This window comes from Micromonospora sp. NPDC048887, assembly GCF_040649715.1.
Taxonomy (GTDB): Bacteria; Actinomycetota; Actinomycetes; order Mycobacteriales; family Micromonosporaceae; genus Micromonospora.
The window spans coordinates 62,425-88,230 of the sequence record NZ_JBEZGA010000006.1 but is presented as its reverse complement, the minus strand read 5'-3'; the positions used below and the strand labels follow the sequence as shown (position 1 = coordinate 88,230).

23 protein-coding genes are annotated in these 25,806 nt (G+C 73.3%); 9 read left to right on the top strand and 14 right to left on the bottom strand.

Annotated elements, in window-relative coordinates; all coding sequences use genetic code 11:
- Positions 1-40 precede the first annotated feature (40 nt).
- The 3 genes from AB0C17_RS12215 to AB0C17_RS12205 all read right to left on the bottom strand — a co-directional run bounded on the left by AB0C17_RS12215 (position 41) and on the right by AB0C17_RS12205 (position 3,884).
- Positions 41-1,474: a glycosyltransferase family 4 protein gene (locus AB0C17_RS12215; protein ID WP_357478301.1), complete on the bottom strand. Its 1,434-nt coding sequence runs from the start codon at positions 1,472-1,474 to the stop codon at positions 41-43.
- A 164-nt stretch (positions 1,475-1,638) separates the two neighbouring features.
- Complete coding sequence (locus tag AB0C17_RS12210) at positions 1,639-2,778, bottom strand: acyl-CoA desaturase (RefSeq protein ID WP_357478299.1); 1,140 nt, start codon at positions 2,776-2,778, stop codon at positions 1,639-1,641.
- 14 nt (positions 2,779-2,792) lie between these two features.
- Positions 2,793-3,884, bottom strand: a complete 1,092-nt coding sequence (locus AB0C17_RS12205) for a ferredoxin reductase (RefSeq protein ID WP_357478298.1) — start codon at positions 3,882-3,884, stop codon at positions 2,793-2,795.
- Positions 3,885-3,968: 84 nt separating this feature from the next.
- On the opposite strand from AB0C17_RS12205, the gene AB0C17_RS12200 reads away from it, so the two are divergent.
- The 4 genes from AB0C17_RS12200 (at position 3,969) to AB0C17_RS12185 (ending at position 7,769) form a co-directional block, all read left to right on the top strand.
- Positions 3,969-5,192, top strand: coding sequence for a helix-turn-helix domain-containing protein (locus AB0C17_RS12200; RefSeq protein WP_357478297.1), 1,224 nt, complete (start codon positions 3,969-3,971; stop codon positions 5,190-5,192).
- 103 nt (positions 5,193-5,295) lie between these two features.
- Positions 5,296-6,300, top strand: coding sequence for a nitroreductase (locus tag AB0C17_RS12195; RefSeq protein WP_357478295.1), 1,005 nt, complete (start codon positions 5,296-5,298; stop codon positions 6,298-6,300).
- Between the two features lie 34 nt (positions 6,301-6,334).
- Complete coding sequence (locus AB0C17_RS12190) at positions 6,335-7,072, top strand: serine/threonine protein kinase (RefSeq protein WP_357384939.1); 738 nt, start codon at positions 6,335-6,337, stop codon at positions 7,070-7,072.
- Positions 7,073-7,598: 526 nt separating this feature from the next.
- The gene (locus AB0C17_RS12185; RefSeq protein WP_357384937.1) at positions 7,599-7,769 is read left to right on the top strand and encodes a hypothetical protein; all 171 of its coding nucleotides are present in this window, start codon (positions 7,599-7,601) and stop codon (positions 7,767-7,769) included.
- A gap of 46 nt (positions 7,770-7,815) precedes the next feature.
- On the opposite strand, the gene AB0C17_RS12180 is transcribed toward AB0C17_RS12185, so the two are convergent.
- Entirely contained in the window at positions 7,816-8,076 is a 261-nt protein-coding gene (locus AB0C17_RS12180) for a hypothetical protein (RefSeq protein WP_013285859.1), read from the bottom strand.
- A gap of 19 nt (positions 8,077-8,095) precedes the next feature.
- Positions 8,096-9,880: an N-acetylglutaminylglutamine amidotransferase gene (locus AB0C17_RS12175; protein ID WP_357384977.1), complete on the bottom strand. Its 1,785-nt coding sequence runs from the start codon at positions 9,878-9,880 to the stop codon at positions 8,096-8,098.
- Positions 9,881-10,113: 233 nt separating this feature from the next.
- On the opposite strand from AB0C17_RS12175, the gene glnA reads away from it, so the two are divergent.
- Both glnA and AB0C17_RS12165 read left to right on the top strand, forming a co-directional pair.
- Complete coding sequence (gene glnA / locus AB0C17_RS12170; protein WP_357478294.1) at positions 10,114-11,538, top strand: type I glutamate--ammonia ligase; 1,425 nt, start codon at positions 10,114-10,116, stop codon at positions 11,536-11,538.
- Positions 11,539-11,679: 141 nt separating this feature from the next.
- Positions 11,680-12,828, top strand: coding sequence for a glutamate--cysteine ligase (locus AB0C17_RS12165; protein ID WP_357384933.1), 1,149 nt, complete (start codon positions 11,680-11,682; stop codon positions 12,826-12,828).
- Positions 12,829-12,862: 34 nt separating this feature from the next.
- Here the strand turns inward: AB0C17_RS12165 and AB0C17_RS12160 are convergent, their stop codons facing one another.
- On the bottom strand, positions 12,863-13,690 hold the full coding sequence (locus tag AB0C17_RS12160) for a PIG-L family deacetylase (protein ID WP_357384931.1): 828 nt from the start codon (positions 13,688-13,690) through the stop codon (positions 12,863-12,865).
- Between the two features lie 73 nt (positions 13,691-13,763).
- Between AB0C17_RS12160 and AB0C17_RS12155 the strand changes: the two genes are divergently transcribed.
- The gene (locus AB0C17_RS12155; protein WP_357384929.1) at positions 13,764-14,477 is read left to right on the top strand and encodes a hypothetical protein; all 714 of its coding nucleotides are present in this window, start codon (positions 13,764-13,766) and stop codon (positions 14,475-14,477) included.
- A 54-nt stretch (positions 14,478-14,531) separates the two neighbouring features.
- Here the strand turns inward: AB0C17_RS12155 and AB0C17_RS12150 are convergent, their stop codons facing one another.
- The 5 genes from AB0C17_RS12150 to AB0C17_RS12130 form a co-directional block, all read right to left on the bottom strand.
- On the bottom strand, positions 14,532-17,342 hold the full coding sequence (locus tag AB0C17_RS12150; protein ID WP_357471140.1) for a glycoside hydrolase N-terminal domain-containing protein: 2,811 nt from the start codon (positions 17,340-17,342) through the stop codon (positions 14,532-14,534).
- A gap of 152 nt (positions 17,343-17,494) precedes the next feature.
- A complete protein-coding gene (locus AB0C17_RS12145) occupies positions 17,495-18,511 on the bottom strand; it encodes a nitroreductase (protein ID WP_357471145.1) in 1,017 nt (338 codons plus the stop codon).
- A 2-nt stretch (positions 18,512-18,513) separates the two neighbouring features.
- Positions 18,514-19,596 (bottom strand): hypothetical protein, encoded by a 1,083-nt coding sequence (locus AB0C17_RS12140; protein WP_357384925.1) that lies wholly within the window; start codon positions 19,594-19,596, stop codon positions 18,514-18,516.
- A complete protein-coding gene (locus AB0C17_RS12135) occupies positions 19,593-20,033 on the bottom strand; it encodes a hypothetical protein (protein WP_013285846.1) in 441 nt (146 codons plus the stop codon). Before AB0C17_RS12135 ends, AB0C17_RS12140 begins: the two co-directional genes overlap by 4 nt.
- 3 nt (positions 20,034-20,036) lie before the next feature.
- Positions 20,037-21,599, bottom strand: a complete 1,563-nt coding sequence (locus AB0C17_RS12130) for a phenylacetate--CoA ligase family protein (RefSeq protein ID WP_357384922.1) — start codon at positions 21,597-21,599, stop codon at positions 20,037-20,039.
- Between the two features lie 162 nt (positions 21,600-21,761).
- On the opposite strand from AB0C17_RS12130, the gene AB0C17_RS12125 reads away from it, so the two are divergent.
- Together AB0C17_RS12125 and AB0C17_RS12120 are read left to right on the top strand one after the other, a co-directional pair.
- Positions 21,762-22,172, top strand: a complete 411-nt coding sequence (locus tag AB0C17_RS12125) for a hypothetical protein (RefSeq protein ID WP_357471155.1) — start codon at positions 21,762-21,764, stop codon at positions 22,170-22,172.
- Between the two features lie 7 nt (positions 22,173-22,179).
- Complete coding sequence (locus AB0C17_RS12120; RefSeq protein ID WP_357478292.1) at positions 22,180-23,223, top strand: polyprenyl synthetase family protein; 1,044 nt, start codon at positions 22,180-22,182, stop codon at positions 23,221-23,223.
- On the opposite strand, the gene AB0C17_RS12115 is transcribed toward AB0C17_RS12120, so the two are convergent.
- Genes AB0C17_RS12115 through AB0C17_RS12105 form a run of 3 tightly spaced genes read right to left on the bottom strand, consistent with a single transcriptional unit; the run spans position 23,220 to position 25,806 of the window.
- The gene (locus AB0C17_RS12115; RefSeq protein ID WP_357478290.1) at positions 23,220-24,191 is read right to left on the bottom strand and encodes an acetylxylan esterase; all 972 of its coding nucleotides are present in this window, start codon (positions 24,189-24,191) and stop codon (positions 23,220-23,222) included. The two genes, AB0C17_RS12120 and AB0C17_RS12115, sit on opposite strands and share 4 nt — an antisense overlap.
- Positions 24,182-24,871, bottom strand: coding sequence for an N-acetylmannosamine-6-phosphate 2-epimerase (locus tag AB0C17_RS12110; protein ID WP_357384914.1), 690 nt, complete (start codon positions 24,869-24,871; stop codon positions 24,182-24,184). Before AB0C17_RS12110 ends, AB0C17_RS12115 begins: the two co-directional genes overlap by 10 nt.
- On the bottom strand, positions 24,868-25,806 hold the full coding sequence (locus AB0C17_RS12105) for an ROK family protein (RefSeq protein WP_357478289.1): 939 nt from the start codon (positions 25,804-25,806) through the stop codon (positions 24,868-24,870). Before AB0C17_RS12105 ends, AB0C17_RS12110 begins: the two co-directional genes overlap by 4 nt.

Sequence of the window (25,806 nt, the reverse complement as noted above, 5' to 3'; positions counted from 1 at the left end):
ACACTCCCGCCCAGCCCTTTCCCGCGCCCACGTGCGGGCGTCAGCGGTTGGGGGTGAGCAGGCGGCGGTAGAGCGTGTCCAGGCGTTCGGCCTGCGCCTCCCACGTCCACCCCGGCAGCGGGGAGTCCTCGCCCTCGTAGGCGGCGCGGTAGCGGGCCGGGTCGGCGAGCACCGCTCGCACCGCCCGGGCCAGGTCGGCGGCGTCGCGGGCGCGGAACACCTCGCCCTGGCCGGTGGCGCGGACCGTCTCGGCCATGGTGCGGACGTCGCTGACCACTATCGGCAGCCGCGCGTGCGCGTACTCGAAGAACTTGGTGATCAGCGCGATCTCGTGGTTGGGCCAGTGGTGCAGCGGGATCAGGCCGACGTCGGCGGTGGCGAGGAACGCGACGAGCTGCCGGTGCGGCACGTACGGCAGCACGTGCACCCGGTCACCCACACCGAGCCGGGCGGCGCGGGCGACGACCTGGCGGACGTAGGGGGCGGCCGGGTCGGCGACGACGAGCGCCAGGTGCACGCCGGGCAGCAGCGGCAACGCCTCGACCACCGTGTCCACGCCGCGCTGGGCGGCCATCGCCCCGCTGTAGACGAGCAGCGGCGTGTCCGGGGGCAGACCGCAGCGCTCCCGCAGGTCGGGGGCGTCCGCGTCGGGTGTGGCGGTGACCGGGGCGTTGAGGACCACTGTCGGGCGCTCCGGCAGGGCGTGGTCGCGTACCAGCAGGTCGGCGAGCGTGTCGGAGACGGTGACGACCGCGTCGGCGGCGCCGACGTACTCGCGGACGTAGCCGAGGTGCGCGGGCAGCCAGCGGGCGTTGTCGCGACGCGGCCGCGCGCCGGGCAGCCACTCGTGCGCGTCCCAGACCAGCTTGGTGTCCCGCCCGGCGGCCCGGGCACGCTCCACGGCGCGGGCGGCCACGCCGAGCATCCGGAAGTCGTGCGCGTGGATCAGGTCGGGGCGCAGCTCGTCGACGACGGGACCGGCGGCCCGCTCGTAGTCCCAGAGCCCCGGTTCCAGCCGCCGCCACGCCCCGTCGCGCAGCCGGGCCCGCCAGTAGCGGACCTGGGCGTGCTCCACCGGACGGCGGGCCAGCCGCGCCGCGCGCAGCGGCAGCCCGCCCCGGGCCACGAGCCGAGCGCGCAACCCGGACCCGCCGCGCAGCCCGGAACCGTCGCGCGGACCTGCGTCCCGGCCCGAAGCGGAAACGCTGCCGACCCCGGGACCGGAGACGGCGGAGACACCGCCGCCCGGATGAGAGACGACGGCCGGTGCGGTGACGGGCGGGAGGGCGCGAGCACTGGACAGCGGCAGGACGCGCACCTCGGCCTGGCCGATCCGCCAGCGGCGTTCGGCGTCGACGTGGGCGCAGCCGATCAGCGTGACGTCCCAGCCGGCGTCGGCGGCCGAGCGGGCCGCCTTCTGCACCCGCGAGTCACAGTCGACCGCGTTGTCGACGAGCATGACCACGCGCCGCATCTCGCACCCTTCACCCGTACGCCCTGACGGGCGCGAGTGTACGGCGGCGCGGAACCGTAGCGACGGCCGCGAAACCCGCCTTGAGCTGGGCGGATGCCGACTGTGCAGGCGATGGTCAGGTGCCGGCCGGTGGAAGTTCACCGGCCGTGCACCGACCGGGCGGGTCAGGCCGTGCCGGAGGAGGCCAGCGCGGCCGGGGTGACCGGCTGGCGGCTGTCCTTGCGGTTGGGCAGCGACAGGCGGATGACCTTCCACCAGGCGGAGGCGACCTGCTTGGGCAGCGGACCGGTGGTGTAGTGCAGGCCGTACCTGTCGAACAGCGCCCGCACCTGCGGGGCGATCTCCTGGTAGCGGTTGCTGGGCAGGTCGGGGAAGAGGTGGTGCTCGATCTGGTACGACAGGTTGCCGGTCATGATGTGCAGCAGCCGGCTGCCGCTGATGTTTGCCGAGCCGAGCATCTGCCGCAGGTACCACTCGCCGCGGGTCTCGCCGTCGATGGAGGTCTTCTCGAACGTCTCCACGCCGTTGGGGAAGTGCCCGCACATGATCACCGAGTGGCTCCACACGTTGCGCAGCAGGTTCGCGGTGAACGTGGCGGCGAGCGTGGTCAGGAACGACGGGCCGGACAGCAGCGGGTGCACCACGTAGTCCTTGAGCACCTGGCGGCGGATCTTGCGGCCGACCGCCCGGGCCTTGGCCCGGAACTTCGGGTCCTTGAGCCTGCGCTGCTTGAGGTGGTCGCCCAGCTCCATGTCGTACGCGGCGATGCCGTACTCGAAGAACGCGGCGTTGAGCAGGTTCCACAGCGGCTGGCCGAGGTGCATGGGGTGCCACGGCTGGTCCTCGTCGACGCGCATGATGCCGTAGCCGAGGTCGTTGTCCTTACCGACGACGTTCGTGTAGCGGTGGTGCAGCTCGTTGTGCGACTGCTTCCACTGGTCGGCCGGGGAGACGTGGTCCCACTCCCAGGTGGTGGAGTGGATCTTCGGGTCGCGCATCCAGTCCCACTGGCCGTGCAGGACGTTGTGCCCGATCTCCATGTTCTCCAGGATCTTGGCGACGGTGAGGCCGGCCGTGCCGACGACCCACGCCGGCGGGAACAGCGAGAACAGCAGCACCGCCCGGCTACTCATCTCCAGTGTCCGCTGGGTCTTGACCACCTTGCGGATGTAGCGGGCGTCCCGCTCCCCCCGGTCGGCGAGTACCCGGTCCCGGATCGCGTCCAGTTCCTTGCCGATGATCTCGATGTCCTCGGCGCTCAGATGGGCGATCGGGTTGACGGCCTTCTTCTGGATGACGGTCACGTGGGTGGCTCCTGTCAGATATCGATGTCGCAGGTACCGGCGGCGGCCGACACGCACGTCTGTACGAGCACGCCGTCCCCCGGTACGGCAGTGGTGATGTCGCCGTTGCGCAGGTCGCGGACAGCGCCCTGGCGCAGCGGTACGACGCAGCCGAAGCAGATGCCCATCCGGCACCCGGAAGGCATCAGCACTCCGGCGTTCTCCCCCGCGTCGAGCAGGGTGGTGGACCCGTCGGACTCGACTGTCACACCCGCCCCGGTGAAGGTCACGGTTCCTCCATCGCCCGGCGTGATCACGGTCGGGCGGAACCGCTCGGTGTGCAACCGCTCGACGAGGCCGTTCGAGGACCAGTACCCCTCAACCGCGTCGAGCATGCCGATGGGTCCGCAGGCCCACGCCTCCCGGTCGAGGTGGTCGGGCACCAGGGCGGCCAGTTCCGCGACGTCGAGCAGGCCGTCGGTGTCGGTGTGCCGCTCGATCAGCCGCAGCGCGCCGCGTTCGGCGAGCGCCCGCAGCTCCGCGCCGAAGATGACGTCGTCGCGGGTGGGCGCGGAGTGCACGAGCACCACGTCGGCCCGCTCGGCCAGCCCGGAGCGCAGCATCCCCATGACCGGGGTGATGCCGCTGCCGGCGGTCACGAACAGGACGCGCTCGGGCGTCGCGGCGGGGAGCACGAACTCGCCCTGGGCCTGGTCGAGGTGCACGATCGTGCCGGGCCGGAGCCGGCGTACGAGGTGGTTGCTGACCTTGCCGTCGGGGATGGCCTTCACGGTGACGGAGATCCGGCCGTCGGCGGCGTCCGGCGGCGAGGTGAGCGAGTACGCGCGCCACTGGCGTACCCCGTCGACGTCCACGCCGAGGCGGATGTACTGGCCGGGCTGGTGGCCCTGCCAGGCGCGGCCGGGCTGGATCACCAGGGTGGCCGCGTCCCGGGTCTCCGGGCGGACGGCGACGATCCGGCCGCGCAACGGGGCGCCGGCGCGCAGGGGCGCGATCAGGTCGAGATAGTCGTCGGGCAGCACCGGTGTGGTGACCGCTCCGGCCAGCCGCAGCAGCCTGTCCCGGAAGGTGACCTTCTGAGGGCGGCGGGAGGCAGTTGTGGTCATATGACCAGCGTGGCCGCCCGATCGCATAACATCTTGACCAGCAAAGGTGAAATACGCGCGGGTTTTTGTTCGGAGGGAACAAACATGACGTTGGAGGCCGGTGCGGGGCAGCGTGCCGCCCACCTCAACCTCGACGCCGGGATGGCCGAGGCGCTGCGCGCCCGGCTGCCGATGGTCGCCGAGCGGACCGTCTCCGCGATCACCGCCGAGGTGCCGGACTACTCCGGTGCGCTCACCGGTGCCATGCGGGCGAAGATCGAAAACGCGGTACGCATCGCGCTGGGGACGTTCCTCCAGCTCATCGAGGGTACCCAGGCGTTCGACCCGAGCACCCCCCTGGCCCCGGCGCTGGAGGCCGCGTACGCGCTGGGCAGCGGCGAGGCCCGCTCGGGGCGCAGCATGGACGCGCTGCTGGCCGCGTACCGGGTCGGTGCCCGGGTGGCCTGGCGCGAGGTGTCCACCACGACGGTGCGCAGCGGGCTGGCCGCCGCGACGGTGGCCGAGTTCGCCGAGTTGATGTTCGCCTACATCGACGAGCTGTCCGCCGCGAGCGTCGCCGGGCACGCCGACGAGCTGGCCAGCGCCGGCCGGATGCGCCGCCGCAACCTGGAACGGCTCACCCAGCAGTTGCTGGCCGGCGAGCCGGAGGAGTCGCTGCGGCGCAGCGCCGAACGCGCCGACTGGCCGCCACCGCAGACGCTGACGGTGGTGCTGCTCCCCCGCCGGCACCTGCGCGCGGTGCTGGCGCTGCTCAGCCCGTACACGCTGGAGAGCGGCGAGGACCTGCCCGGCATGGACCCGGTGGAGGAACTGGCCGTCCTGCTGGTGCCGGACATGCACGGCGGCCGCCGTCGCCAGCTCACCCGGCTGCTGCACGGGCACCGGGCGGTGCTCGGCCCGGCCCGGCCCTGGCACCGGGTCGCCGCGTCGTACCAGCGGGCCACCCGGGCGCTCGCGCTCGACCTCGGCGAGCCGGACGCGGGCCCTGTCGACACCGAACGCCACCTGTCCACGCTGCTGCTGAGCATGGACCCGGAGGCCCTCGCCGACCTGCGCGCGCAGGCCCTCGCGCCGCTGGCCGCACTGCCGCCGGCCACCGCACAGCGGCTGGCCGAGACGCTGCGCTCGTGGCTGCTGCACCAGGGACGCCGCGACGAGGTGGCCGCCGACCTGTTCGTCCATCCGCAGACCGTCCGCTACCGGATGGGCAAGCTGCGCGAGCTGTTCGGCGACCGGCTGCACGATCCCGCCACGGTCCTCGACCTCACCATCGCCCTGGCCGTACCCCAGGAGCCGGACGACGCCTGACGCCCGGGGGCGCACGGCCCGGTGCGGCCGGGACCTCCGGCCCTGTCCGCCCGCGAGGGCGGCGGGCAGGGTCGGAAGGGGACGAGCAACCAGGAGGGCCGCCATGAACAGCTCATCGACCCGCACCGACCAGGATCCGAGGGTACGGGTGCTGGAGGCGGCCGCCCGGCAGTCCCTGCACGCCCCGTCGGTGTTCAACACCCAGCCCTGGCGCTGGCGGGTCACCGGCGACACGCTGGAGCTGCGCGCCGAGGCAGGCCGGCAGCTCGCCCACACCGACCCGGACGGGCGGCTGCTCATGCTGAGCTGCGGTGCGGCCCTGCACCACGCGCGTGTGTCGCTGACGGCGGTCGGCTGGGCGGTCACCGTCGAGCGGCTGCCCGACCCGGCCGACCCGTCGCTGCTGGCCCGGCTGCGCACCACCGGCCCGGCCGACCTGGACGTGCCGGCGGGCCGCCTGGTCGAGGCGATTCCGCGCCGCCGCACCGACCGCCGGGCGTACGGGGACCGGCCGGTGCCCGAGGCCGTACTGGCCCGGCTCGGGGACGCCGTCGAGGCCGAGGGCGCGCACCTGCACGTGGTGCGGCCGGACCAGATGCCGATGCTCGCCGTGTCCACCGGACGCGCGGCGGACGCGGAACTGGCCGACCCCGCGTACCGGCAGGAGCTGCACGACTGGACCCACCGCCCGGCGGGCAGCGGCGACGGGGTGCCCGCCGCCACCGCCGTGCGCCCGTCCGCGCGACGGGTGCCGCTGCGCGACTACGCCCCCGGCGGGGCGGCCGGGCTCAGCGCGGGCGCGGACTTCGATCGGGGTGCCGCGTACCTGATCCTCTTCGGCGACTCGGACGAGCCGGCCGCGTGGCTGCGCGGCGGCGAGGCGCTGTCGGCGCTGCTGCTCACCGCCACCGCCGAAGGGCTGGCCAGCGCGCCGCTCAGCGACGCCGTGGAGCTGGCGTGGCCGCGCCGGATGATGCGCGACCTGCTGGCCGGCATCGGCGACCCGTACCTGGTGGTGCGCGTCGGCTGGGGTCCGGACGCGGAGCTGCCGCCGGCGCCGCGCCGCGCGCCCGCCGACGTGATCGAGGTGGTGGAGCAGTCGCGGTGACCCGGCGTGGCGGGCGTCGTCGTAGCCTCGACGGGTGTGGAACCTGGACCTGGCTCATGCGTTCGCCGTCTTCGGCGACCAGGACTCCGGATGCGTCTCCTACGGAGTGGAGTCGGCGGGCCGGCGCTGGTTCGTCAAGCGGGCCGGGACACCGGCCGCGCGTGCGTCGCTGACCCGGGCCCTGGGCCTGCACGCCGCGGTCCGGCACCCGGCAGTGGTCCGGCCCGAACTGGTACGCGACGGCACGGACGGCCCGACGCTGGTCTACCCGTGGCACGACGGCGTCGTGCTCAACCACGCCACCACCGGCGGCGGCAGCGACCGGAGCGGGCTGGTCCGCTTCCAGCGGCTGCCGGTCGCCGAGGTACGCGCGGCGCTGGACATCATCCTCGACGCCCACCTGGCCGTGAGCGCGGCCGGGTACGTGGCGGTGGACCTGTACGACGGCTGTTTCCTCTACGACTTCGACGCCCGGCGGATGCGCCTGATCGACCTGGACGAGTACCGCCCGGGCCCGTTCGTGCTCGACTCCGACCGGCTGCCCGGTTCCCGTCGTTATCTGTCGCCGGAGGAACTGACCCGGGGCGCTGTGATCGACGAGCGCACCACGGTCCACGCGCTGGGTCGTACGCTGCACCACCTGCTCGACGGTCCGTCCGGCTGGCGGGGCACCACCGCCGAGCGCGCTGTCGCCGACCGGGCCAGCCGGCCTGACCCGGCGTCGCGGTACGCCACAGTGGCCGCTCTGGTCCGCGACTGGCGAGCCGCCTGATCCGCCCGCCGTTCGACGCGATCCAGCTCCGGCGGCCGGCGTTTCGTGGCTGGCCCGCGTCGGACGTGACGCACCGTCACGTCGCCTCGATCCGGCAGTGAGTCACAGAGGGTGACGGCCCGCCGCCAGGCGGAATAGGCAGATTTGGGCATGACAAGCTCCCGACCAGCGTCGATGCGCGGCCAGGCACCTGCCGCACCCACATCCCTGCGCGCCCTTTGCTCTGCAGCCTCATACGCGGCGATGGCCGTGCGTCACAGCTGCGCCAATGGATGCAAAGCAAAGGGCGCGCGGTGAGCCATGTCGCGGGCAGCTCCACGACTACAGGAGGTGACGGGCAGGGCTGGCGAAGCCGGGGGTGCCGGGCTTCGAGGCGTCACGACGGCGTACCGGGTCCCGCCCCCGCGACGAGCCAGGCAGGTGAGTGCGGCCGTCGGGCGGAAACGTGCTCCCGGTGCCCGGCCGGCACATAGCGTGGGACGAGGGGCGGCCTGCTCGGGGCGCCGGTGAGCGGAGGGAGAACACGGTGACGGAGCCGGAGGAGGAGCAGGAGAAGACCAGCAAGACCGATCGGGTGCTGTTCTCGCCCGACGGCGACCCGCACCACACGCTGGCCGAGGCGCCCCAGCCGGACGAGCACCTGCCGCCCACAGTCACCCGCGACGGCCACACGGACGTGCTCGACGACGAACAGTGAGCGCACCGTCCCGCCCGGGCTCGTGGGCCGGGCGGGACGTGTCGCGTCAGACCGGCGGGATACCCGAGCGGCCGATGTCCGACATGTCGTCGCCGATCTCGGTCCGGGTGCCGGCCACCGGACCGGCGCCGGCCTCGGTGCGGTCCTCCACGCAGGCGTCGCCCAGCCCGTGCATCAGCTCACCGACGACGGCGAGCGCCGAGCCCTTGTCCGGGCAGGGCGCGCCGGTGGCGAGCACCTGGCCGTCGCCGCCGACCACTGTGAATCCCACGCTGCCGTCGGCCTCGCTCTCGATCACGAACTTCACAGTGCTCCTCCCGCTTAGCTCAGCTCACACCGTGCGTCTGCAACCACAGCTCCAGCAGACCCAGCTGCCACAGCTTGTTGCTGCCCGCGGCGGCCTGGGCCCGCTCCGGCTCGGCCAGCAGCTCGTCGACGTACGCCCGGCGGAACAGCCCGCGCCGGCGCGCCTCGGGCGCACCCAGCGCCTCGACCACCAACTCTCGCACGGGTCCGTCGACGTTGCGCAGCGCCGGCACCGGGAAGTAGCCCTTCGGCCGGTCGATGACCTCGGCGGGAAGCACCTCCCGGGCCACCTCCTTGAGCACGCCCTTGCCGCCCTGAGCCAGCTTGTGCTCGGGCGGGCACGCGGCGGCGAGCGTGACGAGATCCTGGTCGAGGAACGGCGTGCGCACCTCCAGTCCCCACGCCATGCTCATGCTGTCCACCCGCTTGACCGGGTCGTCGGGCAGCATCAGGTGCGTGTCCAGGCGCAGTACCGCGTCCACGGCGGTCTGCGCGCCGGGCGCGGCCAGGTCCGCGGCGACCAGCTCGCCGCTGACGTCGCCGACGCAGGCGTACGCCGGTTCGACCACCTCGGTCAGCTCCGCGTGGTCGCGGTCGAAGAACGCCGCGGTGAACCCGGCCGCCGCGTCCTCGCGGGCCGAGCGGGCCAGCCGGTGGTGGTAGCCGTAGCCGGCGAACACCTCGTCGGCGCCCTGGCCGGACTGCGCCACCTTCACGTGCTTGGCGACCTGCTCGGAGAGCAGGTGGAACGCCACCACGTCGTGGCTGCCCATCGGCTCGGTCATGGCCGCCACGGTGGCGCGTACGGCCGGGCCGAGGTCGCCGTCGGCGAGCCGGATGCGGTGGTGGTCGGTGCCGAACGCGCGGGCGACCAGGTCGGAGTAGTGGAACTCGTCGCCGGTCTCGTCGCCGCGGCTGTCGAAGCCGATGCTGAACGTCTGGAGGTGGTGCTGTCCGGCGTCGTCGAGCAGCGCCACGATCATGCTGGAGTCGAGGCCGCCGGAGAGCAGCACGCCGACCGGCACGTCGGCGACCAGCCGGCGGCGTACGGCGGTGCGCAGCGCGTCCCCGACGGCGGCCCGCCAGTCGGCGGCGTCCATGCCGGCGTGGGCCGGGTCGCGCCGGTACGCGGGCCGCCAGTAGACGCGCTCGCGGCTGCGCCCGTCGGCCTCGACGACCCGGACGGTGGCCGGGGGCAGCTTGCGGATGCCGCGCAAGATGGTGCGCGGCGCCGGAACGATCGAGTGCCAGGACAGGTAGTGGTGCAGCGCGACCGGGTCGATGCCGGTGTCGATGTCACCGCCGGCCAGCAGCGCCGGGAGCGTGGAGGCGAACCGGAGCCGGCCGGGCGACTCGGCGAGGTAAAGGGGTTTGATGCCGAGCCGGTCGCGGGCCAGCACGAGACGGCGCCGCCGCCGGTCGACCAGCGCCACCGCGAACATGCCGACCATGTGGTCGACGAACCGCTCCCCCCACTGCGCGTACGCGACCAGGATCACCTCGGTGTCGCTGGTGCTGTGGAACGTGTGCCCGGCCGCGCGCAGCTCGTCGCGCAGCTCCGGATAGTTGTAGACGCAGCCGTTGAAGACCAGGGCCAGGCCGAGGTCGTCGCGGACCATCGGCTGGGCGCCGGCCTCGGACAGGTCGATCACTGTCAGCCGGCGGTGCCCGAGGGTGATCCAGCCGTCACTCCACGCGCCCTCGCCGTCCGGGCCGCGTGAGCGCATGGCGGCGGTCATCCGGTTCACCGCGGCGGCGTCGGGTAGGGCCCCGTCGAATCTGGCCTCACCGCTGATCCCGCACATCTCAGCGTCCACCGGTCAGCCGAGGAGCACCCACCACGCCAACCTCCCGCCGCGTCGTCTCCCGGGCGGTCCGCCGGGTACGGCGACTACCCGGCCTGTGGCGTAGGAAACCCGGATGGGCGGTTGCCGAGCCGGGCCGGGCGAGCCGTCGTACGGTGGCGGTACGGGCCATGTCCCCGGGCGGTCCGGCCACGGGACGTGGCCAGGATCAACGACGCCTGCCAGGAGGACGTGTGTTCGCCAATTCCGAGGAACTCCTGCGATACCTCACCGACGAGGACGTGAAGTTCGTCGACGTACGTTTCTGTGACCTGCCCGGCGTGATGCAGCACTTCAACCTGCCGGTCGAGTCGTTCGACGACAGCGTGTTCACCGACGGCCTCGCCTTCGACGGCTCCTCGATCCGTGGTTTCCAGTCGATCCACGAGTCCGACATGCTGCTGCTGCCGGACGTGGCGACCGCGTTCGTGGACCCGTTCCGCACGCAGAAGACGCTCGCGCTGAACTTCTTTGTCCACGACCCGTTCACCCGGGAGGCCTACTCCCGCGACCCGCGCAACGTGGCGAAGAAGGCCGAGGCGTATCTGGCGGCGAGCGGCATCGCGGACACCGCGTACTTCGGCGCGGAGGCGGAGTTCTACATCTTCGACTCGATCCGCCACGAGACGTCGGCGCACCAGTCGTTCTACTACATCGACTCGATCGAGGGCGCCTGGAACACCGGGCGGATCGAGGAGGGCGGCAACCGGGGTTACAAGACCGCCTACAAGGGCGGTTACTTCCCGGTTCCCCCGGTGGACCACTACGCCGACCTGCGCGACAGCATGGTCCGCCGGATGGTGGACGCCGGTTTCACTGTCGAGCGGTCGCACCACGAGGTGGGCACGGGAGGGCAGTCGGAGATCAACTACAAGTTCTCGACGCTGCTGCACTCGGCCGACCAGCTCCAGCTCTTCAAGTATCTGATCAAGAACGAGGCGTGGGCGCACGGCAAGACCGCGACCTTCATGCCCAAGCCGGTCTTCGGTGACAACGGCTCCGGCATGCACACCCACCAGAGCCTGTGGCGGGGCGGCGAGCCGCTGTTCTACGACGAGACCGGCTACGCCGGGCTGTCCGACGCCGCCCGCTGGTACATCGGTGGCCTGCTGCACCACGCCCCGTCGCTGCTGGCCTTCACCAACCCGACGGTGAACTCCTACCGGCGTCTGGTGCCCGGCTTCGAGGCGCCGGTGAACCTGGTCTACTCGCAGCGCAACCGCTCCGCCTGCACCCGCATCCCGGTGACCGGCAGCAACCCCAAGGCCAAGCGCGTCGAGTTCCGCGTCCCGGACCCGTCCAGCAACCCGTATCTCGCGTTCGCCGCGATGCTGATGGCCGGCCTGGACGGGATCAAGAACAAGATCGAGCCGCCGGCGCCGATCGACAAGGACCTGTACGACCTCCCGCCGGAGGAGTGGGGCGACGTCAAGCAGGTGCCCGGTTCGCTGCCCGAGGCGCTGGCGGCGCTGGAGGTCGACCACGACTACCTGCTCGACGGTGGGGTCTTCACCGACGACCTGATCTCCACCTGGGTCGACTGGAAGAACACGAACGAGGTAGACCCGGTGCGCCTGCGGCCCACGCCGCACGAGTTCGCGCTCTACTTCGACTGCTGATCCGCACCGCCACCGCTCCCGCCACCCGTGGGGGCGGTGGTCGGCGGAAACGGCTTCGGACCGTCGTCCGCCCTCGTACCGTCGGGATATGAGCCCGACTCACGACGGTCCGCCGCCAGTTCCGTGCCGGTGGAGCCGTCGGTGAGGCCGCGGCCCACCACCACCACCGCCGCCACCACCACCCCCGAGATTCCCGCCGTCCTGACCCTCGGGGTAGAGGAGGAGTTCCTGCTGCTGGACCCGGTCAGCGGCGAGAGCATGCCGGTCGCCGACCGGGTACGCGACGCGCTCTCCGGCACCGCCCGCGAGCAGAGCCGACAGGAGTTCCGGCACAGCATGGTGGAGATGGTGACGCCGGTCAGCCCGGACCTCGGGGAGCTGCGCGAACACCTGGTCACGCTGCGCCGGGCCGCCGCCCGGGCGGCCGACGCGGCCGGGGCGCGGCTGGTCGCCGTCGGTGCCACACCGGTCTGCGAGGCTCACCGCACGGTGCCCGACGAGCAGCGCTACCACGACATGTCCCGCCGGTTCGGCCCGGTCGCCCACGATCCGGCCGTCTGCGGCTGTCACGTGCACGTCGGCGTGCCCGACCGGGAACTGGCCGTGCAGGTCTGCAACCACCTGCGCCCGTGGCTGCCGGTGGTGCAGGCGCTCACCGCGAACTCGCCGCTGCACGACGGGCGCGACACCGGGCACGCGAGCTGGCGCTCGATGCAGCTGGAACGGTGGCCGAGCATCGGACCCACACCGCACTTCGACTCCGCCGCCGACTACGACGCCACGGTGGCGGACCTGATCACCGCCGGGATCATGCTCGACGCCGCGATGGTCTACTGGTACGCGCGCCCGTCCGCGTCGTACCCGACGGTGGAGGTCCGGGTCGGCGACGTGTGCCCCACTGTCGACGACACCGTGCTGGTCGCCGGGCTGGTCCGGGCGCTCGTGGCGACGCTGATCGACGACGTCCGCGCGGGCGTGCCCGCCCTCCGCATCCGGGACTGCCTGGTCGCCGCCGCGCACTGGCGGGCCGCCCACGACGGCGTCGACGGCCGGCTCGTCGACCTGCGCACCGGACGGCCCCGGCCCGCCTGGGACCTCGTCGACGACCTGGTCGTCACCGTCACGCCCGCGCTGGCCCGCCACGGCGACCTGGACCTGGTCCGAAGCGAGCTGGAGCGGGTACGCCGGGACGGCACCGGCGCCACCCGCCAACGACGGATCATGGCCGAGACCGACGGCGACGTGGGCGCGGTGCTGGCGCACCTGGCCGCCCAGACCGTCTCGGCGTGAACCGGTGACCGCCCCGGACCGGGCCCGCGACCGGTCAGCGCAGCCCGGCGAAAAGGTCGTCCTCGGGCGTCGCCGCGCCGGTGGTGTCCCGCACCCGCACGAACGTCTCCATGCCCATCAGCTCGGTGAACCGCTCCTGCCCCAGCCGCAGGAAGAAGATGTTCTCCGCCTGGCTGGCATGCGCGGCGAGCGAGGCGAACTTCTGCCCGCCGTAGCCGCTGGTGTCGACCCAGGTGGTGATCTCGTCGTCCGGCAGGCCCAGCGCCGGCATCTCGTCGGTCGCCTCCGGCTCGGGGAACTCCACCCCGATCTCGCGCATGATCGTGCCGAACTGCTGGAACGCGCTGCGCGGCACTGTGGTCCAGTAGACCTTGGCCGGGATGCCGGTCTGCTCGACCGCGGCCATCGTGATCCGGTGGGCCTGGATGTGGTCCGGGTGGCCGTAGAAGCCGTTCTCGTCGTAGGTGACCACCACGTCGGGGCGGTAGCGGCGAATCAGCTCCGCCAGCCGGTCGGCCGCCTCCGCCACCGGCGTGTTCCAGAACGCGCCGGGCGCGTCGTTCGTCGCCCAGCCCATCATCCCGGAGTCGCCGTAGTCGAGCGTCTCCAGGTGGGTCACCTTCAGCGCCTCGCAGCTCGCGGCCAGCTCGGCGCGGCGCATGTCCACCACGGACCGCGGGTCGTGCCCGTCCTCGCCCGGCTTGACCCCGCCGGGTCCGTCTCCGCACGCACCGTCGGTGCACGTCACGAGCACAGTGGTGACGCCCTCGGCCGCGTAGCGGGCCAGGACGCCACCGGTGCTCGTCGCCTCGTCGTCGGGGTGAGCGTGCACCGCCATCAGGGTCAGGGATCGATCGGTCACCCCGTCACCATACGAGCTCCGACCGACGAACTAGCATTGCCCGGTCCGCAGACGGCGACGGAAGCGAGGCGCGATGGGTTGGCTCCAGCGGTTGCTCGGTGGCGGACGGGTCGAACTGGACCCCACACGTCAGCAGGAGCTGCTGCGGGACGTGCGGCAGTCCTACGGGGCGCACGCCCGCCTCCGGTTCCCGGAGCAGGCCGACGCGATCACCCGGCTGCTGTCCGATGACGACGGTCTCGTGGTGGCCGCCGGGATCGTCTGCGAGGCCGCCGACCAGGCGCACGCCGACCTCCAGGGGCAGGCGCAGGAGGTGTTCCGGCGTACCGGGCGGCGGCTGCTGGTGCACCGCCGCAACTACCGTCCCCTGTGGAAGGAGGCCGGGCCGGCGCTGCGCTGGCCGCTCGGCGCGCTGCCCAGCGGGCTGCACCCGTACGCTCAGGTCACCGCCGCCGTGGCGGTGGTCGGCGGGCGGGCCGACCGGCTGGACCGGGTGACCGACCCGCAGCCGTTCGTGACGCGCCTGTTCGAGGTGCTCGACCTGACCACCGTCGGCTGGGAGTTCGGCCGGGTGCGTGTGGACACCGACAGCGCGACGCTCGTGGAACGGCTGATGGGCACCGGCGCGCGGGTGCTCGCGACGATGGACGACCCGCCCCGGCTGCCGCCGGCGGTGCGGGAGATGATGCGCCGCAACCACCGCATCGCCGTGTACGACCCGGCCGGTCCCCGCGTGGTCGGCGAGCTGAACCTGGGTGCGCGGCTGCGCGAGACGCTGCTGGCCTGATCGGCTGTGCGACGCGCCCGCCCGGGCCGGGTGGCCGGGCGGGGCGCGCGGTGGTCAGGTGGTCGTGCAGGTGATGTTCGTCGGCGGGTTGTTGGCGCCGCCCGCCGAGCCGATGAAGCCGAACGTGGTGGAGCCGCCGGCCGGCAGTGAGCCGTTGTAGTCGACGTTGCGCACCGTCACGTTCGCGCCGTTCTGGGTGTGCGTGCCGCTCCAGATCTGGTTGATGACCTGACCGTTCGGGAACGTCCAGGACACCGTCCAGCCACGGATCGCGGTGGTGCCGGCGGTCACCGTGACCTCGGCCTGGAAGCCGCCGGACCAGGAGCCGGTGATCGAGTACGTGGCACGCGCGCCGGACGGCGCCGGGGAACTGGTGGTCGGCGTCGGGGTCGGTGACGGCGTGGAGGTCGGCGTCGCTGTCACCGTCGGCGAGGGTGTCACGCCCGGCCGGGCCGCGCGGTAGGTGTGGCCGGCGCGGACGGTGAGCGCGACGACGTCGGACTCCGGGCGGGTGGTGGCCGGTGTGCTGCCGTCGGTGACGTCGGCGAGGGTGAAGCTCCCGGTGAACAGCCGGGACCGCAGTCGCAGCGTGCCGTCACGGTCGGCCCGGACGGTGATCTCGTCGGCCTGGCCGACCGTCCAGGCCAGCGCCACCGTGTAGCCGCCCCGGCCGCGCAGGCCCGCGACCCGCCCGGCGGGCCAGGCGGTCGGCAGCGCGGGCAGCAGGTGCAGCTCGCCGGTGTGGCTGTGCAGCAGCATCTCGGCGATGCCGGAGGTGGCGCCGAAGTTGCCGTCGATCTGGAACGGCGGGTGCAGGTCGAACATGTTCGGCGCGAGCCGGTCGGTGCGGACCAGGTCACGCAGGAGCTTGTGGGCGCGGGCGCCGTCCTCCAGCCGGGCCCAGAAATTGATCTTCCAGGCGAGGGACCAGCCGGTCCCGTCGTCGCCGCGCAGCTCCAGCGTCCTGCGGGCGGCCTCGTACAGCGCCGGGGTGCCCCGCTTGGTGATCTGGTTGCTGGGATGCAGCCCGTACAGGTGGGAGACGTGCCGGTGGGTGCGCTCGGTCTCGACCCAGTCGGCCAGCCACTCCTGCACGTTGCCCCGGGAGCCGACGCGGCTCGGCGGCAGCCGGTCCTTTGCTGTACGCACCTGGGACCGGAACGTGGCGTCGACGCCGAGCACCTCGCTGGCCCGCGCCGCCGCGTCGAACAGGTCGCGCAGGATCTGGTTGTCCATCGTGGGCCCCGCGCAGACGCTGGCGTTCGCGTGGTGCGCCAGTTCCGGCGAGTTCGACGGGTTCGTCACCAGGTAGCCGAGCGTGGGGTGGGCGACCAGGGTGTCGAGGAAGAACTGGGCGGCGCCCTTCAGTGCCGGGTAGTTGGCCTGGAGGAATCCGCTGTCGCCGGTGAACAGGTAGTGGTCCCAGATGAGCGTGCTGAGCCAGGCCCCGCCGGTCTGCCACATGCCCCAGAACGCGCCGTCCACCACCGACGCGCCCCGCCAGGCGTCGGTGTTGTGGTGGGTGACCCAGCCGCCGGCGCCGTACTGCGCCTGGGCGACCCGCGCGCCGGTGACGGTGAGGTCCTTGACCATGTCGAAGACCGGCAGGAAGCACTCGGACAGGTTCGTGGTGTCGGCCGGCCAGTAGTTCATCGGCAGGTTGGCGTTGACCGTGTACTTCGAGTCCCAGGACGGCGTCAGCGAGTCGTTCCAGATGCCCTGGAGGTTCGCCGGCTGGGTGCCCGGCCGCGACGAGGAGATCAGCAGGTACCGCCCGAACTGGAACAGCAGCGCGGCGAACTGCGGGTCGTCGGTGCTCGCGTGCTGCGCGATCCGCACGTCGGTCGGCTGGTCGGCGGCGGCCGTGCGGCCCAGGTCGATGGTGACCCGGTTGAACAGCGCCTGGTAGTCGGCGCGGTGGCGGGTGCGGAGCTGGTCGACGTCGACGCCCTTTGCCGCGTTCAGCCGGTTGCGGGCGATGCCCTGGTAGTCGCCGTTGACGGTGCGGTAGTTGACGTAGCTGGACCCGATCGAGATCAGCACCGTCACGCTGGTGGCGCCGGACACCCGCAGCGTGCCGCCGGAGCTGCTGACCGTGCCTCCGGTGACGGCGGCGTTGGCCAGCGCGAGGAAGCGCACCGAGCCGTTCACCCCCTCCATCGAGCCGGAGATGCCGTCGAGGGCGATGGTCGCGCCGTCCGGGCTGGACGCTGTGGTCCGCTGCGGGCTGTCGAAGGTGGCGGAGAAGGTGATCGCGTTCGCCCGGTCGGCGGTCAGCCGGAGCACGATCACCTGGTCGGGCGCGCTGGCGAACACCTCCCGCTGGTGCCGTACGCCGCCCTGGACGTAGGTGGTGGTGACGGTGGCGGTGGTGAGGTCGAGGGTCCGGTTGTACTGCGTCGCCCCGCTCGCCGAGCCGAAGGCGAGCCGCAGGTCCCCGACGGTCTGGTAGGCGAGCTGCCCACCCGGGCTGCCCATCATGGTCTGGTTGATCAGATCCTGTGCAGAGGTCCACTGGTCAGCGAAGACGCGGCGGCGGATCTCGGCCAGGCTGGCCGCGCCCCGGGTGTTCGCCGAGTCGTACGGGCCGCCGGCCCAGACGGTGTCCTCGTTGAGCTGGAGCCGTTCGGTGTCGACGTTGCCGAACACCATCGCGCCGAGCCGCCCGTTGCCGATCGGCAGGGCGCGCAGCCAGTCGGTGCCGGCCGGTTCGTCGTACCAGAGCGCCAGGTCGTTCGCGGCCAGCACCTGTGGTGGCGCCGCCGAGCCGGCGCGCGCGGTCGCGCTCCAAGCGGCCGGCACCAGCGCGGCACCGGCACCCGCCGCCGTGGCCTTGATGATGTTTCGTCGTGTCACTTCGGACATGGTTGCTCCCAACCGCGCAGATCAGAGATGGGCCCGGGTGCGCGGCGGCGCTGTTATCGCTAACAGCACACACGCGCGCACCCGGACGCCGCATTCCTGCCACTACGCGCCCAGGGCTCCCGACCGGGCGACACATCAGCCACCATGGACTCTCATGTATGGAGTAACACCGCGTCAAGGGGTGTTACCGCTAACAGATCCGATCCGCGCTCCACTCGCCGGGCCGACCGGGGCGCGGGGCCGGCCGGCCGGCCCACCCGGGCCACGTGCACGATCCGCTCCGGCGCCACGTCCAGCAGTGTGCCGAGCGCGTCCCGGGTGGCGGCCACGTCGACGAGCTGACTGAGCGGGTGGGCGGCCAGCCCGGCCGTGTGCAGCGTCAGCCACATCCGCATCAGCACCCGTCCGAACTCGACCTGCCCGGCCGCGTCCAGACCGGGCGGCGCGACGAGCGCCAGCACCCCGCCGCCCTGCGCCAGCGGATCACCGCCCGCGGCGGCGAGCAACCGGGGCAGCCCCAGCGGGCGCAACGCCGGGTACGCCGCGAGCGCCGCCCGCAGCCCGGTGGCCGTGGCCCGGCCCAGCCCGAGGCACCTGTCACTGAGCCCGTCGGCCCGGTAGCGCGGGCCCGACCGGTCCAGGCGCAGCCAGCGGCGCAGCTCCGCGACCACCGCCGGGTCGGCGTACACCTGCCGGTCCGCAGTGCGCAGCAACGCGCGCAGCCGCCCGGCCGCCGGCACCGCGCGGACCGCGCCACCGGCCCGGCGGGCGACCGCGTCCACGGCGGCGACCAGGTCGGCGTCCGGGCCGCCGGTGAACCGGCCCCGGTGGGTACGCCGGTCCCGCACGTCGGCGGTGCGGAACGGCGTCCGGTACGGCTGCCGTGCCGGTCGCAGCCGCCCCACCCGCCGCTCGGACTCGTCGTGGTCGGCGGCCCAGTCCAGCCGCAGCCCCGCGTCGGCGGCGACGATCAGGCAGGTCTCCACGAAGGCGCCCAGTGACAGCCGCAGGTCCCGCCCGGCCGGGTCGCCGGCGGGCAGCGCGTCGGCCGGGTCCCAGCCGACGGTGATCGCCCAGTGCTCGTAGCGCAGCCGCCACGGCTGGGTGTTGTGTGCGCTCGGTGCCCGCCAGCACAGCGGCTCCAGCGCGCGGAACGCGGCGAGGTCCATGGTCACCGCTCCTTGGCGTAGAACGTGTAGCCGTGCAGCGGGCGCCCGCCGAGGCGCCGGTACTGGGCGGCCGAGGCCGGGTTGTCCCGCCCGACGTACGTGCTGCGCAGCGCCGCGTAGCCGCCGTCGTGCAGGTTGTGGTGCAGGTGTGCGGAGAGCAGCCGCTGATAGCCGCGCCCCTGGAACTCCGGCACCACGCCCTTGACGATCAGCACCGCCTCCCGGCGGTAGCGGCGGCGGGTCGCAAGCAGCCGCAGCTGGTTGACCGGGTTCAGGTCGCCGCGCACCGCGACCAGGAAGTCGCTGATGTCCGGCACGCAGAGCACGAACGCCACCGGGCGCCCGTCGCGGGTCAGGTAGAGCAGCAGGGACTCGTCCAGCAGGTACGCCAGGCCGTCGGTCTGCCGCCGCAGCTGGGCCGCCGAGATCGGCGTGTAGTAGCCGAGCTGGGCGAAGGAGTCGTTGAGCATCCCGCGCAGCAGGTCGAGCTGTTCGTCGAGCCGCCGGGTGTTCCCCCGGTGCAGTTCCAGCCGGGAGCCGTCGGGCTGCACGCCGAGCGCGGGCGGCGGCCCGGCCGGCGGCGGGACCGGGCAGATCCAGGTGTCGGAGACGAACCGCCCGGTGAACCCGTTCTCCTCGTACGCGTCCGGGTAGTACGGCGGGTTCCACGCGCTGTCCACGAAACCCCGGTCGGCGTACCCGGCGGTGATCACGCCGCCGGCCTGGTTGGGCAGCAGCGCCACCGGCCCGAACAGCAGGTCCCGGCCGGGTGTGGCGTGCGCGGCGATCGCGTCGAACAGCGGCCGGGCGGCGGGCTCGGTGAACTCGGTGAGCCCGAACAGCTGGCACCGGCGGCCCAGCTTGGCGTCGAGGTCGGCGTCGGTGTGCAGCGTGGTCCGCCCGGCCACGGCGCCGGTGGCGTCGCGCAGCACGTACATCGGCACGCCGTCGCGCCACCACCGGCGGATCTGCTGCCGGGGCGTCGGCACGTACCGGGGCTCGCCCGCGTACAGCCGGTCGGTGAGGGCGAGGAAGTCGCGCAGGCCGCGCCGGCCGGTGACGCGCTCGAACCGGTGGCCGGTCACCGGCGCACCGCCGGTCCGGTCGTCTCCGCGCCCAGCGGCGTGAACCGCTCGATGTGGCCCATCGCGCCGTCCTCGGCCCGCCACGCGCCGTTGGAGTAGCCGTCCGGGGACGCGGTGTAGAGCCGGATGAACCCGGCGGTGGCGTTACGGTCGCCGTCGGTCAGCCACATCATCAGCTTGCGGTGGTGCCGCGTCCGGGCGAAGCGCAGCAGCGCGTCCCGGTCGGTGAAGAACGCGATCGTGCCGAGCGTCAGCGGGAACTGCCAGTAGACGGTGTGCCAGCAGTAGCCGGACATCCGGCGCATGTCGCGCACCATCCGGATCCAGTCGGGTGCCAGGCGCAGCAGCACCAGCGGGTTCGCGTACCGGGTGCCGCCGATGAACATGGCGCCGGCGCGGGCCTGGGCCGGGGCGCGGGAGAAGTCACGGGTACGCATCGTTCACCTCACCAGGTAGACGTTCTTGATCTTCTGCATGGCGGCGAACGGGCCGCCGTCCGGTTCGTGCAGCTCCACCCGCAGGTCACCGGCGGTCGGGTCCTCCACCAGGGACTGCGCGAAGTCCCGCGACACCGAGGTCAGGTGCGCGCGTACCCCGTCGCGGCAGGCGTCGGCGAGCGCCGCGCGGGCCGCGGTGTCCAGCGGGCGGCGCAGCTCGACGTGGATCACCGGCCGGGTCTCCAGCGCCGCGTCCTCGTGCAGCGTCAGGCAGAACCTGTTGATCTCGGCGGCGTACGGGTTCCCGGTGTACAGGCCGTACTCGACGTCCTGCGGATAGAGGTTCGCGCCCAGGTAGGACACCGTGGAGTCGCTGCGGCCGAACAGCAGCAGCAGCGGCAGCGTCATCCGCTCCTCGGCCGCGGCGGTACGGAACTCGGCGCGGCGCACCGGGTCGGCGTGGGCCAGCTCGACGATCCGCCGGTACGGCACGAGCAGCGCCTCGTCGCCGACGTTGTAGCGCAGCCGCGGCTGGAGCACGTGCGGGCTCGTCACCGTGCAGAGCAGTTCCCGCCGCTCGTTGGTCTCCAGGTAGGTGGCGAACGGGTTGTACTGGAACACCATCGGCAGCCGCTGCTCGCCGCGCCCGAGCAGTTCCGCGCGCAGCCCCGCGTCGGTGCGCAGCCGCCGCCGCAGCCAGACCGTGAACCGGGTCTCCGCACCGATGCCGATGGTCAGGTCCGACGCACCGTACGCCGACCGCACCCGCACGAACCGCTGCTCCAGGTAGTCGCGCAGCGCCTCGGTCATGCCCTCGCCGCCGCAACTGGCGAAGATCCGGTACCGCGACCACGGAAAGTCCTCCGCGTCGAGCCGGTCCCGCAGGTGCTTGAGGAACGGCGGGTACGCGGTCACCAGGTAGTCGTGGCCGGGGCCGAACTCGCGCAGCGTGTCGACGATCTTCCCGAGGTCCGGGCCGGTGTTCTTCACCGTCGCGATCCGGGCCATCGCCGCGCCGGTGGTGGTGCCGGTCGCCCAGGCGCCCATCGAGTACGCGTTGATGACGAACGGGCGACGCATCGGGAACGCCAGCCCGGTGTAGCCGGCGATGTCCCGGTGCACCCCCCGCAGCTCCCGCTCGCCACGCGGCCAGTTGAACGGCCGCCCGGACGAGCCGGCCGACTCGTCGACCACCACGCCCCGCTCCGGCATCCGCCCGTCCCGGCACCGGGCGGAGGCGTCGTACGCCATCACGTACCCGCGCTTGTCGGTCTCCGGGAAGTCCCGCAGCCGCCGGCGCAGGCCGCCGGGGCGGGCCCGCAGGAACGCCTGGTACGCGGGCACCCGCCGGGCGGCGCGCACGCAGGTCGACCGCGCGTTCGCGGCGGCGAGCCGATCGAGGACCGGGTGGTGGCGCCGGGCCAGCCAGCGCCAGCCGGCCGGGTGGTGGGCGACGAGCCGGGCCAGCGCGGCGACCGCGCGGCCGGCGGGGGCCAGCGCGGCCTCGGCGGGCAGCGGCGTGTCGACGGTACGCAAGGCGGCGTGTCGGTGCAGCGTCTCGGCCATGACAAGCATCCTGTCGACGCCGCAACGCCGGCACATGAGCGACGAGACGGTACCGCGCTGAGTACCCGTACCCAGTCGCGAAGGCTGCCCGGGCTGGCCACGCTCAGTCACCATGGCGACACTCGCCTGGTGTGTCGTCCCTGGTCCGGTGACACTTCGCCCATGACAGACGGCAAGCGTGAGCGCACGAACGAGCGCTTCGAGAAGGTGGCCGAGGAGACCTCGGAGACCGTGACCCACGCGGCCACGGTGCTGGAGGAGGAACTCGCGGCGGGGCTGGCCGGCGCACGGCGGCTCGAGGAGAAGCTGACCGAGAGCCGCCGGGTCGACCCGGAGGCGTTCGACGAACTGGTCGCGCGGGTCCGCACCGACGGGCACGCCCTCATCGACACTGTGGTCGGGCAGTTGAAGATGGCCGACGACCAGCGCGGCGAGGTGATCCGGCGGTACACCTCGGACGCGCACGACGCGCTGGACACCGTACTCAATCTGGCGCGGCTGGCCCCCGAGGTCGCGAACGGGCTCGCGGACCGGCTCGCGTCGCCGGCCCCGAAGCGGCCGGCGGGCCGGTAGCCGCGCGATGGCGCCGACCGCCGGGGTGGCCGGCGGGCACGTGGAACGGATGCTGGAGCGCTATCGCGGGCTCGCCCTCGGCGCGCTGCTCGACGACGTGCCCGACGGCGGCCCGCGTTACCTCTACGACCTGGTCGCGGAGTACCCGCGGCGCTGGGGCAAGGGGCTGCGCGCCGCGCTGTGCCTGGCGACGTGCCGGGCGTTCGGCGGCGGCGACGCGGTGGGCCTCAACGCCGCCGTGACGGTGGAGCTGTTCCACAACGCGTTCCTCATCCACGACGACATCCAGGACGAAAGCGAACAGCGGCGCGGCGGGCGGACGCTGCACGCCGAGTACGGCGTCGGCGCGGCACTGAACGTCGGCAACATGACGAACCTGCTGGCGTTGCGGCGGCTGGCCGCTAACCGGTCGGCACTCGGCTCCGGGATCGCCTGGCGGCTGTTCACCGAGACCGAGCTGATGATGCGCCACTCGCTGGAGGGGCAGGCCATCGAGATCGGCTGGATCCGCGACAACGTGTGCGACCTGGACGCCGACGACTACTACCGGATGTGCCTGAAGAAGACCTCCTGGTACACGTGCATCTACCCGTGCCGCACCGGCATCCTCGTGGCGACCGGCCGGGAGAACGCCGTCGACGTGCTCGACCGGTACGGCTGGTATCTGGGTGCGGCGTTCCAGATCCAGGACGACGCGCTCAACCTCACCGGCGACTACGCCCGGTACGGCAAGGAGATCGCGGGTGACCTGTGGGAGGGCAAGCGCACGCTGATCCTGATCGACTTCATGCGGCGGTGCACACCGGAGGAACGCGAACGGCTCGTGCGGCTGCTGAGCCGGACTCGCGCGGAGCGCACCGACGCCGAGGTGCGCTGGCTGCACGGGCGGCTGCTCGCGTACGACTGCGTGGAGTCGGCGCGGCGCAGCGCCCGGGAACTCGCGCTCGCCGCCCGGCGTGCGGGTGAGCGGGCGCTGGGCGCCGCGGCCGACACCGAGGACGGCCGCTTCCTGCTGGAGCTGACCGACTACGTGGTGGAACGCGTCAGCTAGGCACCCAGGATCCCGCGCAGCCAGGTGAGCTGTTCGCGCTGGTGTGCGGCCTCGCCGCCCTCGTGGTCGTTGAACTCGTACACCCGCACGTCCTTGTCGCCGCCGTAGCGGTGGTAGGCGGCGAAGCAGGTGGACGGCGGGCAGACCTGGTCCCGCAGGGCGATCGAGAACAGCGCGGGCGCGGTCGCGCGGGGCGCGAGCACTGCGGCGTCCAGGTAGGACAGGGTGCGGAACACCTCGTCGGCGCGGTCGCGGTGCAGCGCGAGGTATTCCACGACCTCGGCGTACGGGCTGTCCGGCCCGGCGACGCGCACGCCCCGGCGGATGTCGCACAGGAACGGCACGTCCGGCAGGACCGCCACGACGTCCGGGCACAGAGCGCCGGCGGCCAGGGCCAGGCCGCCGCCCTGGCTGAAGCCGGTCACCGCCACCCGCGCGGGATCGACGGCCGGGTGCCGCCGGGCGGCCTCGGCGAAGCGCACCGCGTCGGTGATCAGCCGCCGGTAGTAGTGCTCCGCCGGGTCGGCGACCCCCCGGGTGAGAAAGCCGGGCACGGTGCCGGCCGGGTAGGGGTGCGGGTCGGGCGTGCCGCCGGTGGCGGCGCTCCAGCCCTGACCCCGGCTGTCCATGATCAGGTGCGCGAAGCCCGCCGCCGCCCAGAACAGTTTCTCGTGCGCCAGGCCCCGGCCCCGGCCGTAGCCGAGGTACTCGACCACGCAGGGCAGCGGCCCGTCGGTACCGGCGGGCAGGTGCAGCCATCCGCGTACCGGCTCGCCGCCGAAACCGGGGATCGTGGCGGCGTACGTCCGGATCTGGGTCAGCCCGGTGTCGACCGGTTCGTAGACCGCCGCCTCCGGGTCGCCGCCGCCGTCGAGCGTGCGCGCCCAGAAGGCGTCCAGGTCCGCCGGCACGTCCAGCTCCGGCCGGTACGCGAGGCAGCCGGCCAGGTCGAGGTCGGTCAGCGGCACGACGCAGCCTCCTGGACGGCGGCGGCGAACCAGCCGGTGATGGTGCTCGGGTGGGTGATGGCGGTGCCGACGACCACCGTCCACGCGCCCGCCCGCAGCGCCCGCGCGGCCTGCTCCGGGGTGTGGATGCGTCCCTCGGCGACCACCGGTACGTCGACCGCGGCGGCGAGCCGGGCGACCAGGCCCAGGTCCGGCCCGTCGCCCTTTGTGGTGTACGCGGTGTAGCCGGCGAGCGTGGTGCCGACCAGGTCGGCGCCGGCGGCGGCGGCCGCGACGCCCTCGTCAAGTGTGGAGCAGTCGGCCATCACCAGCGCGCCGGTGCGCTCGTGCACGGCGGCGATCGTCTCGGCGAGGGTCCGGCCGTCGGGCCGGGGCCGGGACGTGCCGTCGAGCGCGACGACGTGCGCCCCGGCGTCGGCGACGGCCAGCGCGTGCTCCAGCGTCGGGGTGATGAAGACGTCGTCGTCGCCGTCCTTCCAGAGCCCGATCAGCGGCAGGTCCACCGCCGCGCGGATGGCGGCGATGTCCGCCAGACCCTGGGCGCGGATACCCGCGGCCCCGCCCCGGGCGGTGGCGAGCGCGACCCGGCGCATGGTGTCCGGGTCGCGCATCGGCTCACCCGGGTACGCCTGGCAGGAGACCACCAGGCGGTCACGGAGCTGGTCGACGAGCGCGTTCATGAGACCTTCCAGGCGAGCGAGGCGGCACCGAGCAGCGGCGCGTCGGGGCCGAGGGTGGAGGCGAGGACCGGTACGCCGGCCAGCGCGGGCAGCGTCTCGGCGGGCACCGCGTCGCGCAGCGCCCGCCACCACGGCTCGCCGAGGCCGGTGACGCCGCCGCCGATCACCACGGCGGCGGGGTCGAGCACGTTCACCAGGCCGCCGACGGCGGACCCGACGGCCGCGCCGCCGAGCTGGACGACCTCGCGGGCCGTCTCGTCGCCGTCCGCCGCGAGCGCGGCGACGGCCCGCAGGTCGGCCACCGGCCGCCCGGTACGCCGGACGTACTCGGCGGCGAGCGCCGGCCCGGCGGCGATCGCCTCCAGGTGCCCGCGCCCGCCACAGGTGCAGGGCAGCGATCCGGCGTACGGGGACGGCTGGTGCCCGGCGTGCCCGGCCGCGCTGTGCGCACCGGCGAGCACGGTGCCGCCGAGGACGAACGACGCGCCGACGCCGGTGCCGACGGCGACGTAGAGCACCGTGTCGTACCCGGCCGCGACGCCGTGACGCGCCTCGCCCAGCGCGTGGGCGTGCACGTCGTTGACCACGGTGACCGGCACGCCCAGGCGCCGGCTCAGGTCGCCGCGCAGGTCCGTGCCGGTCCACCCGGCCAGCACGTCGGTGGCGGACAGCACCAGGCCGGAGCCGCTGTCGATGACTCCGGCGCTGCCGACGCCGAGCGCCAGTAAGACACCCGGCACGTCCGCCCGCAGCTTCTCGACCAGGCCGGCGGCGGTGTCGAGCACCGCGACCGCACCGGAGCGACCCGGCGTCGGTGCGGTGCGCCGGCCGACGACCGCTCCCCCGGCGGTGACCAGGGCGGCGGTGGTCTTGGTACCGCCGATGTCGAGCGCGGCGACCAGGTCGGCCGCGCCCGTGGTGCTCAGGTCGGGCAT